This window comes from Amycolatopsis sp., from assembly GCF_035276945.1.
Classification (GTDB): Bacteria; Actinomycetota; Actinomycetes; order Mycobacteriales; family Pseudonocardiaceae; genus Amycolatopsis_E.
The window spans coordinates 1-11,095 of record NZ_DATELF010000060.1 but is presented as its reverse complement, the minus strand read 5'-3'; the positions used below and the strand labels follow the sequence as shown (position 1 = coordinate 11,095).

The window sequence follows — 11,095 nt, the reverse complement described above, 5'->3', positions numbered from 1 at the left end:
CGGATGTAGGGCCTCGAATTTGATGGCTTGTTCTCAATGATCTTGGCATCTGGTTGGCACTTGTGTCATCGGCGTGAGACTCGCCGTCATTGTCTGTTCTCACTGAAGGTGACAGGTTCTCGATCAACTGCGTTGACACTTGGCCGAATCTCACACTGTTGGCACTCCGACGAAAACCGAGACGGCGGTGTCGGCGGCCGACTGGAAGTCCGCCGCCGGCACCGCCGTCGCATCAGGCCGGTGACCTGCCGAACCGGTCCGGGTTCTCGGCTCTGGTCTTGGCTCCTACATCAAGCACGTCTCCGAGCCAGGTCGGAGACGTGCTTGTCCTCTTCCGGCGCGTGCCGGCCCACGACTAGGTCCGGTAGCGGAACAGGATCCGGCCGCGAGTGAGGTCGTACGGGCTGAGCTCCACGAGTACCCGGTCGAGCAGCACGATCTTGATGTAGTTCTTCCGTATCTTCCCGCTGATGTGTGCGAGCACCTTGTGCCCGTTCTCGAGCTCCACCCTGAAGCTGGCATTGGGCAGACACTCGACGACGGTGCCCTCGACTTCGATACCCCCTGCTGTTTTCGTCATGTTCTCGCGCTCCTCCGGTCGGTGACGGTGAGATCGGTGAGGAAACGAATCCCGTTGACGCGATCGTGAACGACGCGCCTGCTCATCAGATCGGCCTGTGCCACGCGTGCTTCCTCGCGCGGTGATGTGGTCAGGCGTCAGCGGAACACCAACTCCAGGTTGCTGCTCGCGCGCCGGGCGCCGATACCCTCGAACAGCGCCATGGCCGCCCCGTTGGATTCGTCCACCTCGGCCGATGCCGTTTCGATCCCGCTGTGGTGCAGCGAACCCAGCATGTGGGCCAGCAGCGCCCGCGCGATACCGCGGCGGCGCAGGTCGGCCTGGACCGCGATCAGCCCGATCCGTGCGTGCCGGCGCCGCGCCGTCACTCGGACCAGTCCCACGTACCGACCGGACTCTGCCGCCACCGCATACCTCGACGGGTCATGCGGGGCAGCCCCGACCGAGCGGTGGATCACCTCTACCGGCATCGACTCCCAGCCGACGGCGGCTTCGACTTCGGCGCGAATCGTGTTGTACACCTCGCGCAGCGGGCCCTTCTGCGCCGCGCCGACGGGCACGATCGTCACGCCCGACGGCGGTGGCACCGAGTCGAGTCCCGTGACCCGTGGGTCCGTGGACACGAGATACTCCCACTCGCGGCGCCGGGTCGTGAAGTCGGCTCGCGCCCAACTGGATGTCAGTTCGAGGTCAGCTTCGTCGACCACTGTGTACAGCGGCGTTGGCAGAGCGGCCAGCATCGCATCGGCGAGTTGGTCGAAGACCGCGCCGTGCCACGAGTCGATGCTGAGGAAGATCCGCCCGTCGGGCCTGGGCGATGCGTCGCCGCGGCCGACCACCCGGCCGTCCTCCACAGCGTGCCATTGCCGCTCCGCGACCCGCGTGATCGCTACCGCGGGCACGCCTGGTGGTGTCCCCTCGGCGGAATGCGCAGAATCCATAGGATGTCGCCTTTCGGAAGTGCCTTGTTGTCGAGGCGCTCCCGGCGACACCTACATCGATCGCCCAACCGTGACGAAGCGAGGGAGCACCCACGTGCGTACAGCGTTCATGGGTCTCACCTCCTCGGGCGGTGTCACGGTCTCTGACACGCTAGCAGCCCGGCCGTGGCCCCGCCGAACCATTTTCGGTGTCCACCAACCCCGCGAGCGCTTCGAGATCAGCCGAACGTCCGCAGACCGGCCGTTCAACGCGATCCCGCCCGGTGCCTGCGGAAAGTGCCAACCTCAGTGGGAACCGGTGCCAGCCCTGGTCACCGAGTGCCATCCGCGACCGCCCGTCGAGGTATACACCCGGCGGCAGCCAGGATCGCGTCAGCCACCTCCGCCAGAGGCCGTCTGCCGTCGATGATCGTCGCGCCGAAGCGTCGGTAGGTGGACTCGACACCGTCATTGTGTTCGAGTGCCGCCGTCAGCTCCTCCGGCTGCTTGCCGAAGGCATTTGTCGTGCGGGTCAGGAGACGGTCCCGGAGTGTCTCGTTGTCAACCACCACGCAGACCACGAGGTCGAAGAGATTCCACACGTCTACCTCGTTCTCGACAGTTCCACACAGGAACGCGATCTTGTCGTGCATCCTCGCCGCAAGGGCCTCGACCTCAGCGCGGCTGATCCGCCACGCGAAGCGATCAAGCCAGCCGGCTGGCACCGGATAGGGAGGATCAACAACAACCTGTCCGCTCATCCGATCGACCCAGTGGTTGTAGCCCTCCCAGTCGGCATCCACCGCCAGCTCTCCCAGGCTCTTCAAGAGTACGCAGACCGTTGACTTGCCGACCCCTGAGTTGCCGGTCACCCACACCAATGGCACCGACCAAGCATCGCTCAGGAGCCGGCGCTGGCGGCCCCTGAGCAGACAGCCGAGGAAATGCCACGAGTTTGAGACCGATCATGATGGCATTTCCTTGAGACAACCAAGAAAGCCCGCGTCATACAAGATCGAGATCGGCGGTCACCGCCAGCACCGGCAGGCTGTGCGGGACGGAGATGCCGTGCAGCAGGGCCCGCGGTGCCGAGGGCGAACGCGCCCGGCACCGACCAGATCCCGCCCAGCACCCCGGTGGCGGTGATGTGTCACGCGCGGCGAGACCTACCGCGGAGCATCAACTCGCCCGCCAGTGGCATGTCCACGTCGCCGATCCGTGCAGCGAGACCCCATCCCGCAGACGAAACGGTGCTGCGCAACACCCGGGCGCAGTCCGCGTCGTCGGGCGGCACTACCCGGGCACACCTCGCCCGGGTACCTCGAACACGGGACCTCGCGGCGTGCGCAACCGGTCGCGTTGACGGCGTTCCCGTGACGAACACCGACCCGCTCCTGTTTCGCCCCGATCGGCGTCGTGGCTTGGGCCTCGGGTGACCGCGAGGCTCGGACCATCGCGCTCGACACCTGGTTCAGCTTCCTTCCATGACCCCACTAGGGTTATATATAGGGTTACATGAACCACGAAGGGAAGGTTGCCATGCCGAAGATCAACGTGTATTTGCCTGACGACCTGGCGGAACGCGTCAAGGCAACGGGTGTCCCGGTGTCCGCGATCTGCCAGCGGGCACTGGAGCAGTCGGTGCGGCGGGTGACCACGATCCGCGCGACCGTGTTGGGCGACCTGGAGGTCGACGATCCGACGGCCCAGCTGTCCCAGTTCACCGAGCGAACACGGGCCGTGATCAAGCTGGCCGTCGAGCGGGCGCGGGCGGACGGCGCCTCCACCGTCGGCACCGAACACCTGCTGCACGGAATCCTCGTGGAGGGGACCAACCTGGCCGTGCAGGTCCTGCGCGCCGGCGAAACGGACCCCGGCCACGTGGAAAAAGCGCTCGCCGACGCGTTGCCCGCCCGGGCTGACAACCCGCAGGCAACGCAGTTCAGCGGCCCGGCGGCCAACGCCTTGGAGCTGACGGTGACCGAGGCGATCGCACTGGGGCACAACTATGTCGGCTGCGAACACCTCCTGCTCGGCCTGATCAGCGAACCCGACGGCACGGCCGGGCAGGTCCTGCGCGAACTGGGTGTCGACCTGCGCTCCACCCGTCGCACGGTCGTGGCCGCGCTCACCGGCTACGCCCACCTCCGCGCGCAGGCGGGCAGCGCAACCCCCGCGGACGCGGCGACCGTGATCACCACGGCGATCCAGCGGGAACTGCGACCCGTCCTCGACCGGATCGAACGGCTGGAGCAGCGGACCGGCCTCGCCAGCGAGACCTGAGTGTCCACAAGGGACATTGCTCGGACAGTTCTCCGGTCCGCCGGGACAGCCCTGCTCACCGCGATCGTGGTGATCATCGCGACGGGAGCGGTGTGAGGCGTGCTCCGGATTCGCCCGGAACTACGCGATGGCCGGCGACCTCCCCACCGACCGCGGCGGGCTCGACCGTAGAGAGCTGTCCGGACCGCGGACACCGTCGTCGCCGGGACCGAGATCTCCCAATAGTCTGTTTTGATCGTGATTCGATTGCTGGATTTCGATTGTTGACGACTCAGGTTGACTTGTTGACCTGCACTGATGTCCAGGTCGAGGACAGCTGAACAGGTACCCTTGCGATGCCTTGCGAATGTTGCAGAATCCGGCTCTATGGGATCAAGGCGCGCCACCAGCGGCGGCGCGCAGCTGGCCCGTCACCTTGTCGGCCTGGTTCGGTTGGCCAGCGCGGCACATCCGGCTTGCCGCTCCGCTCCAGCCCGGCGCGCCGCGCAGCATGGCCGCCGAAGGGGCACCGCTGGCAGCGCACAGAGTCCAGACCACCTGACCGCCTGCTCCAGGCCGTGACGATCGCGCACGGGGTCAGCCTGCTCAAGCTGGGCACGGCGATCGACGCCCGGCGACGCTCCGCGCCACCGGCCAACGGACTCACGTCGTCGCGACCGGCGGATTGTCGGTCCTGCCCGCTACCGTCCCTGCCGTGGACGCCAGACCGTACGAATGGACCCCGCACGGGCTGCCTTGCTACCGATCCGGGGCAGCTCCCGTGTTCCTGCGCACGGAGAAGCAGCTCGCCGAGCTTGGGCTTAGGCCAGGTCGCACAGCCGCCTACGTCGACTCTCAGTTTGGCAGTGCAGCCCTTTACCTGATCACCGAGGCCGTGCTGGCCAACCCCGAGAGTTGGCCGCCCCCTCACCCCGACGCCCAATCGTGACAACGGGTCGGCCGCACGGTGTCAAGGCGGGAAAGCGTGCCTTGACACCGCACCACCGGCCGCGTTTTGGGCTTCGTGTCGGGATAATGGAGGGGAGTGCTCAGGGCAGCAACGTGAACGCCTTGACATGCCGCGGGCGGACCACCGTGAAGTGCCGGACGTCCAGCGTCGCTACCTCGTCGATGTCGAGACGCTCGGCGACTGCGATCACGGCCGCGTCGCTCGTGCCGAGGGGAAGGTCTGCGTATTGCTCGACGAGGTCTGCCATGCGGTTGTAGTCGGCGCTTGTCAGGTCTGTGGCGACGAACAAGCCGTCCGCGACCGAACGAAGGAAACCCGCTTCGATCTGGGCACTGCCGAGGCGGGCGAGGAAGTAGCCGACCTCGGCGATGATGGGAGAGGGGATGATCAGCGGGCGGTTCGCCAGGTGAAGGCCCGTGAACAGTTCAGTGCAGCGGTAGTAGTCGGGATCCCGGCGGATGGCGGCGGCCGCCAGGGGGCCCGTGTCACAGATGACCACGAATTAACGGCCGAACCCCTCGTGCAGCAGCTCCTCAGCGCGAGCACCGACTGGGGTCCCATCTCCCTCAATGCTCCCGAAGAAGGCCGGCGGCCACGTCCGCTCCCGCACAGGGTGAAGGTGCCTGCGCACGTCGGCGAGCACCTGCGGGACCTGCTCGTCGGGCAGCTCGTCCACCAGGCGCTTCAGCTCGTCACGCTCGGGGCTACTCATGTAGAGAAGTCTACAGTCACGCTACGACACCATGCTGGAATGGCGGCAGTCGTGCGCATCCCGTAGCGAAGATCAACACCACACTTTACCCACACGAAACGGCAAAAAACCGCGCGAATCGTTGATCAACCACGAAAGACATTTCACCAGCTTGCGAGCACTTTTCGGAGATGACGAGAAACGTCCGGAACCACAGACGCAGAACTTCGACGGTTCCGCGACGCCGGAGTGACGCACCTGATCGTCACACCACCGGGATCACAGCAGGAGCGGAACCGAGTGCTGGAGGTGCCGGCCCAAAGGCACCCTCGGTAGTGCGGGCTGACCATCCCGCCCGGCTCACCTGCTGGCCACCCTGCGGTACCGGGCAGTGGCCAGCGGCGCGAAGATCGCGATGAGGGCCAGGCAGCACAGGATCGAATACAGCGCGGCATGTTCGGCCGGCCACCCCGTGGGCGGCGGGCCGAACCTGTTGCCGAACAGGTTCCTGGTCGCGTTGATGACCGCGGTGAACGGGTTCCACTCCGCGATCGCCCGGAGGAACGGGGGCAGCTTGTCCAGCGGTACGAACGCTGAGGAAATGAAACTGAGCGGGAACATCCAGATGATTCCCGCGCTCTGCGCCACCTCAACGCTGCGCGCGGCCAGGCCGATCAGGGCCCCCACCCAGGACAGCGCCCAGGCGAACAGCAGGATCACCAGATAACCGAGTACGGCATCACCGAAACTGCCCCGGATGCGCCAGCCGACGATCAGCCCGCACACCGACATGACCACCAGCGCGACCACGCTCACCATCAGGTCGGAGGTCGTCCGGCCGAGGATCACCGCGACCCGCGACATCGGCAGCGAGCGAAACCGGTCGATGATGCCCTTCTGCAGGTCGCTGGCGAACCCGATCACGGTGAACGCCGAGTTGAAGGCCACCGTCTGCGCGAAGATCCCGACGATCAGGAACTCCCGGTAGGCCGCGCCACCCGCCGCGCCGCCGATCGCGTCGCCGAAGACGTAGGCGAACAGCAGCACGAACATGATCGGTTGCAGGGTCGCGGCCATCAGCCAGTCCGGGTTGCGCCGGACGTTGAGCAGGTTGCGCCAGGTGACGACCCCGCCGTCGGAGATGCCCTTGACGATCGCGTTCATTTCGGCTCCTCGCGAGATTCGGCCCCGTGTCCGGTCAAGGACAGGAACACGTCGTCCAGAGTCGGCCGGTGCAGCCCGACATCCTGCACCGTGATGCTCTGCGCGTCCAGCCTCCGCAGCGCTTCGATCAGCGCTTTCGGACCGGTCTCGACCAGGATCTCGGCCCTGCGGGTGTGGGCGTCACCTGCCGGCTCACCGGTCCCCACATCACTCAGGACCCGCAGCGTGGCGGGCAGGTCGTCGGCCGAGGCGAGCACCAGTTCCAGCCGCTCGCCACCGACCCTGGCCTTCAACTGGTCGGCGGTGCCGCGCGCGATGACCCTTCCCTTGTCGATCACCACGATGCTGTCCGCGAGCTGGTCGGCCTCCTCCAGGTACTGGGTGGTGAGCAGCACCGTGGTGCCGTCGGCGACCAGTTCCTTGATCACCTCCCAGGTGTCGATCCGGCCGCCGGGATCGAGTCCGGTGGTCGGCTCGTCCAGGACCACCACCGTCGGCTCCGCGACCAGCGCACCGGCCAGGTCGAGCCGGCGCCGCATTCCGCCCGAGTAGCCCTTCGCGGGCCGGTCGGCGGCCTCCTCGAGGCCGAACCTGGCGAGCAGTTCCCGCGCGCGGGCCTTGGCGGCGGCCCGTTTCCGGCCGTAGAGCCTGCCCACCAGGTACAGGTTCTCGAAGCCGGTGAGGTTTTCGTCGACCGCCGCGTACTGCCCGGACAACCCGATCCTGCGGCGGACCGGGTCGGGATCGGCGAGCACGTCGTGTCCGGCCACCCACGCCTCACCGGAATCCGGTCGCAGTAGCGTGGTCAGGATCCGCACGGTGGTGGTCTTCCCGGCGCCGTTCGGCCCGAGCAGGCCGAGCACTTGGCCGGCGGGGATTTCCAGGTCCACGCCGTCGAGGGCACGGGTGGACCCGTAGGTCTTGACGAGTGCGCGCACTCTTACGGCGATTTCCGGCTCGGGTGGTGACATCTCGGCTCCCCTCCTTCTTGGCTGACAAGCTAGACGAAGGCACCGACAAAAACCTCAGGGATTTCCCCGGGTGAGCCCTCGAGCGTAAATGGCTTGCCCGATCGGCGGGCCATCTGCTGTAGTCCGGAGTTCGGTGGACCGCGAAGGAGGGGGCATCAACGCGCATCGGCGTCCGGATCAATCCTGAAGTGCCCGCCGCCCGGGTGGCCGCACTGGTGCGGCAGGCGGCGCAGGTAGGTCTGGACGAGGTGTGGGTGGTCGAAGACCACTTCCACGGGGGCGCCGTGTCGATCGCGGCGACGGCGCTGGCGGCGATTGAGAGAATCGCCGTCTCGATCGGTGCGCTGCCCACCCTCGCCCGCAATGCGGCGATCACGGCGCTGGAACTGGCCGGAACTGGCCGGACTGGCCGGGCTCCACCCGGGCAGGCTGATCGCCGGGTTCGGGCACGGGTGCCCGCGTGGATGCGACAGATCGGCGACGTTGCGAAGCGTCGGCTACCGGCTCTCGTGACGTGATGGCGTGCACCACAGATCGGCGCCGGTCCCCCGTCGCCGCTGGCGGCGCTGAGCGAGACACTGGACGCGGTCCGCTGGCCGGTGAGCACGTTTCGATGACCGGGCGGCAGTCCGGCTGGACGAGGTGGAACTGGAATTTTCGCCCGCGGTGGTTCCGCCACTGCTCACCGGTGTCCGCGGGCCGAAATCCCCGCGGGTGTCGGGCGCGCCGGCCGACGGGACGATTCTCGCCGAACCGTCGGCGCCCGAGTATGTGCGTGCCGCCCGCGCCGCCATCGAGGAAGACCGTGCCGAACCCCACCGCACCGGCTCGGCACTCGATCGTCACCTACAGCTGGTGCGCCCTGGATGACGACTTCGCCCGCGCCGCCCTGGCTTCCTCGCTGTCACCGGACAACGCGGCACTCCTGCGGCCACTGCCCTACGGCGAAGAAATCATCGCCGCCATCGAAAGCTCGGCCACGGCCGAAGCGCTCTCCGCGCGGCTACGCCCGGAATGGGTGGCCACCTCAGCGTCTCCGGCGATCTCGACCGTTGTGCCGAGCAGGTCCGGCGGCTGCACGCCGCCGGAAGCGACTCGGTGGTGTCGCTTCCGCTGGTGGCGGAACCGGCCGAAGAGGCGATCGCCGCTGCGGGCCGCATCGCCGCGGAGCTCCGGGTGAGTCAGTAGCGGGTATCCACCAAAGTGGACTCCCACTGGTCCAACTCGGCGAGCTGGCGCTGGAGTTTTTCCCGGATCCTGCGCACGGCTTCCGGCCCCAGCGGCACTCGTAGCGGCGCCCGATCAGCACTCACCATGTCGATGATGATCGCCGCCGCCCTGGCCGGATCGTTCGGCTGCCTGCCGTCCTGGGCGCGGAACCGCGCGCGAAGGGCACCCGCGGGCGTTTCCGCGTAATCGGGAATGGGGTCGGCGAAGGTCATCGACCGCCCCGCGAATTCGGTGCGGAACGGGCCGGGTTCGACGATCAGGACCCGGATGCCGAAGGGCGCGACCTCGCCGGCCAGCGCTTCGGACATCCCTTCCAGCGCGAACTTGGAAGTCGCGTAGATCGCGTGCCCGGGGTTGCCGACCACCCCGCCCACCGACGACATCTGCACGAAATGCCCCTGACGGCGGGCACGCATATGCGGCAGCACCGCACGGGTAACCGTCAGCACGCCGAACAAGTTCGTTTCCAGTACCGCGCGCGCCTGTTCCAGTGAAAGTTCCTCCAAAGCGCCGATCAAGCCGTGTCCGGCGTTGTTCACCACGACGTCGATCTGGTTGAACTCGGCGATCGCGGCGTCGACCGCCTGCCGCACCGAAGCCGGGTCGGTGACGTCCAGCCGGGCGGGGAGAACCCGCCGCGGCGCACGTTCGGCGAGATCCTTGACGGTGCTCACCTCGCGCGCCGTCGCCACGACTCGCCCGCCGCGGGCGAGCACCGCTTCGGCCAGCGCGCGGCCGAATCCGGTGCTGGTGCCGGTGATCAGCCAGACCCGTCCGGCCTGGTCCTGGGTGGTAGCTGCCATCGAGCGACGCTCCCGTGTCCATGTTAGCTTGATACTCAAGATAAATTACCCCGATAGTCAAGGAGTGTCGAGCGGTGGCCACAGCTTCCTCCAGCGACTCGGTCGGCGCCGACCTCGACAGGTGGATCGCGCAGATGCCCGAGGGTGTCGATCCCGGCATCGAGGCGGCGCGTCAGCGCATCGGCCGGATCTCGCGGCAGTTCGGACAGGTTCTCGCGCGCGCCGCCGCACGGCATGAGCTGAGCGTCGGCGACTGGGAGGCGCTTTCGGTCCTGCGCCGCTCCGGGCCACCCTACGTGCGCACCCCCAAGCAACTGGCCGAAACGCTCGGCATCACCTCGGGCACCGTCAGCGTCCGGATCGACCGGCTCATCCGGGCCGGCCTGGCGGAACCGGTGTCCTCGGCGGACGGCCGCAGCCGCCCCGTCGGGCTGACCCGGAAAGGGCGGCAACGCTGGAGCGCCGCGACCAAGGAGCGGACCTCCTACGAGCAACGGATCTTCTCCGGCGCGCTGACCAGCGAGCAGCTCGCGGAACTCAACCCGCTCCTGACCGCGCTCCTGGCCCGCTTCGAGGAGGAATTCGGGCCGGCTTCCCGGCACGATGTCAACCGATCGACCACTTAGGACCGTTTCGACGATCCAGGCCAGTTGCCCGAGCGGATTCGGTCAGAACGCACGGTAGGGTTAGCGATACCAACGTTTGGCCTCCTAACGACGATAGCGCGCTCCAGTTAGTTGAACCAACAAATTTGCTAGACTGCGGTCATGGAGACGCCCGACCACTCCGTGCCCGCCCGGCTGACCAACCTGCCGAGCTGGTTGCTGACCCAGTCCGCCGCGCACGCTCGACGGCTGGTCAGCGACGGGCTCGCGATGCTCGACGCCCGCGGCTACCACTACCGGCTGCTGGCCGCGCTCGCCGAGTTCGGTCCGGCCAGCCAGGCCACGCTGGGACAGCGAAGCGGTATCCACACCAGCGACCTGGTCGCCACGATCAACGAACTGGCCGATCGGGAACTCCTCGAGCGCGCTCCCGACCCGGCCGACCGGCGGCGCAACATCGTCACCATCACCACGGCCGGGAAACGGCACCTGCGACGGCTCGACCGGCGGCTGGCCCAAATCCAGGAAGAACTGCTCGCCCCGCTCTCCGCCGGTGACCGCGAGCGGCTCGCGCGGCTACTGGGCCGGGTACTGGCCCATCATGCCGCCCGGTCCTAGTGTCACGTAATCGTTTGAGCTTTACGGCGCAGACAGTCGATCATGCTGTGACCAGCGGAAGCTTGCCTGTGACGGTGTAAACCCACTTCCATTACACGACACTAGTGTGTCGCGTCTTAAATTCATGAGTTAAGTTGTTGCAATCGATGCTGTGGCGAGAACTGGACGGCCGAGCGCGGAGTTGGTGCTCACCGACGCCGAGCGTGAGCAGTTGGTGCGGTGGTCGCGGCGGGCGAAGTCGTCGCAGGCGTTGGCTTTGCGATCGCGGATCGTGTTGGCGT

The 11,095-nt window shown here is 67.2% G+C and carries 14 protein-coding genes; 6 read left to right on the top strand and 8 right to left on the bottom strand.

What is annotated here, in order from left to right; all coding sequences use genetic code 11:
- Positions 1–355: 355 nt before the first annotated feature.
- The 3 genes from infA to VJT49_RS10105 all read right to left on the bottom strand — a co-directional run bounded on the left by infA (position 356) and on the right by VJT49_RS10105 (position 2,372).
- The gene (gene infA / locus VJT49_RS10115) at positions 356–580 is read right to left on the bottom strand and encodes a translation initiation factor IF-1 (protein WP_324164491.1); all 225 of its coding nucleotides are present in this window, start codon (positions 578–580) and stop codon (positions 356–358) included.
- A 137-nt stretch (positions 581–717) separates the two neighbouring features.
- Positions 718–1,521, bottom strand: a complete 804-nt coding sequence (locus tag VJT49_RS10110; RefSeq protein WP_324164490.1) for a GNAT family N-acetyltransferase — start codon at positions 1,519–1,521, stop codon at positions 718–720.
- Positions 1,522–1,832: 311 nt separating this feature from the next.
- A complete protein-coding gene (locus tag VJT49_RS10105; protein ID WP_324164489.1) occupies positions 1,833–2,372 on the bottom strand; it encodes an AAA family ATPase in 540 nt (179 codons plus the stop codon).
- A gap of 667 nt (positions 2,373–3,039) precedes the next feature.
- Here VJT49_RS10105 and VJT49_RS10100 point away from each other — a divergent pair.
- Entirely contained in the window at positions 3,040–3,783 is a 744-nt protein-coding gene (locus VJT49_RS10100) for a Clp protease N-terminal domain-containing protein (RefSeq protein ID WP_324164488.1), read from the top strand.
- A gap of 1,028 nt (positions 3,784–4,811) precedes the next feature.
- On the opposite strand, the gene VJT49_RS10095 is transcribed toward VJT49_RS10100, so the two are convergent.
- From VJT49_RS10095 to VJT49_RS10080, 4 genes are all read right to left on the bottom strand, one after another.
- Complete coding sequence (locus VJT49_RS10095) at positions 4,812–5,231, bottom strand: type II toxin-antitoxin system VapC family toxin (protein ID WP_324164487.1); 420 nt, start codon at positions 5,229–5,231, stop codon at positions 4,812–4,814.
- A gap of 3 nt (positions 5,232–5,234) precedes the next feature.
- On the bottom strand, positions 5,235–5,444 hold the full coding sequence (locus VJT49_RS10090; protein ID WP_324164486.1) for a hypothetical protein: 210 nt from the start codon (positions 5,442–5,444) through the stop codon (positions 5,235–5,237).
- Positions 5,445–5,783: 339 nt separating this feature from the next.
- On the bottom strand, positions 5,784–6,587 hold the full coding sequence (locus tag VJT49_RS10085) for an ABC transporter permease (protein WP_324164485.1): 804 nt from the start codon (positions 6,585–6,587) through the stop codon (positions 5,784–5,786).
- The gene (locus tag VJT49_RS10080) at positions 6,584–7,558 is read right to left on the bottom strand and encodes an ATP-binding cassette domain-containing protein (RefSeq protein WP_324164484.1); all 975 of its coding nucleotides are present in this window, start codon (positions 7,556–7,558) and stop codon (positions 6,584–6,586) included. The genes VJT49_RS10085 and VJT49_RS10080 overlap by 4 nt, the downstream gene beginning before the upstream one ends.
- 188 nt (positions 7,559–7,746) lie before the next feature.
- Between VJT49_RS10080 and VJT49_RS10075 the strand changes: the two genes are divergently transcribed.
- From VJT49_RS10075 to VJT49_RS10065, 3 genes are all read left to right on the top strand, one after another.
- Positions 7,747–8,076: an LLM class flavin-dependent oxidoreductase gene (locus VJT49_RS10075; protein ID WP_324164483.1), complete on the top strand. Its 330-nt coding sequence runs from the start codon at positions 7,747–7,749 to the stop codon at positions 8,074–8,076.
- Positions 8,077–8,200: 124 nt separating this feature from the next.
- On the top strand, positions 8,201–8,428 hold the full coding sequence (locus VJT49_RS10070) for a hypothetical protein (RefSeq protein WP_324164482.1): 228 nt from the start codon (positions 8,201–8,203) through the stop codon (positions 8,426–8,428).
- A 144-nt stretch (positions 8,429–8,572) separates the two neighbouring features.
- Complete coding sequence (locus VJT49_RS10065; protein WP_324164481.1) at positions 8,573–8,746, top strand: hypothetical protein; 174 nt, start codon at positions 8,573–8,575, stop codon at positions 8,744–8,746.
- Here the strand turns inward: VJT49_RS10065 and VJT49_RS10060 are convergent.
- Entirely contained in the window at positions 8,740–9,591 is an 852-nt protein-coding gene (locus VJT49_RS10060; RefSeq protein WP_324164480.1) for an oxidoreductase, read from the bottom strand. The genes VJT49_RS10065 and VJT49_RS10060 overlap by 7 nt on opposite strands.
- Before the next feature lie 74 nt (positions 9,592–9,665).
- On the opposite strand from VJT49_RS10060, the gene VJT49_RS10055 reads away from it, so the two are divergent.
- Together VJT49_RS10055 and VJT49_RS10050 are read left to right on the top strand one after the other, a co-directional pair.
- Positions 9,666–10,217 (top strand): MarR family winged helix-turn-helix transcriptional regulator, encoded by a 552-nt coding sequence (locus tag VJT49_RS10055; RefSeq protein ID WP_324164479.1) that lies wholly within the window; start codon positions 9,666–9,668, stop codon positions 10,215–10,217.
- Positions 10,218–10,358: 141 nt separating this feature from the next.
- On the top strand, positions 10,359–10,814 hold the full coding sequence (locus VJT49_RS10050; RefSeq protein ID WP_324164478.1) for a MarR family winged helix-turn-helix transcriptional regulator: 456 nt from the start codon (positions 10,359–10,361) through the stop codon (positions 10,812–10,814).
- Positions 10,815–11,095 lie beyond the last annotated feature (281 nt).

Excerpts from the sequence above, each read along its gene's own strand:
- infA (WP_324164491.1), bottom strand. The coding sequence starts at position 580 with ATGACGAAAACAGCAGGGGGTATCGAAGTCGAGGGCACCGTCGTCGAG.
- VJT49_RS10110 (WP_324164490.1), bottom strand. The coding sequence starts at position 1,521 with ATGGATTCTGCGCATTCCGCCGAGGGGACACCACCAGGCGTGCCCGCG.
- VJT49_RS10100 (WP_324164488.1), top strand. The coding sequence starts at position 3,040 with ATGCCGAAGATCAACGTGTATTTGCCTGACGACCTGGCGGAACGCGTC.
- VJT49_RS10090 (WP_324164486.1), bottom strand. The coding sequence starts at position 5,444 with ATGAGTAGCCCCGAGCGTGACGAGCTGAAGCGCCTGGTGGACGAGCTG.
- VJT49_RS10085 (WP_324164485.1), bottom strand. The coding sequence starts at position 6,587 with ATGAACGCGATCGTCAAGGGCATCTCCGACGGCGGGGTCGTCACCTGG.
- VJT49_RS10080 (WP_324164484.1), bottom strand. The coding sequence starts at position 7,558 with ATGTCACCACCCGAGCCGGAAATCGCCGTAAGAGTGCGCGCACTCGTC.
- VJT49_RS10065 (WP_324164481.1), top strand. The coding sequence starts at position 8,573 with ATGGGTGGCCACCTCAGCGTCTCCGGCGATCTCGACCGTTGTGCCGAG.
- VJT49_RS10060 (WP_324164480.1), bottom strand. The coding sequence starts at position 9,591 with ATGGCAGCTACCACCCAGGACCAGGCCGGACGGGTCTGGCTGATCACC.
- VJT49_RS10050 (WP_324164478.1), top strand. The coding sequence starts at position 10,359 with ATGGAGACGCCCGACCACTCCGTGCCCGCCCGGCTGACCAACCTGCCG.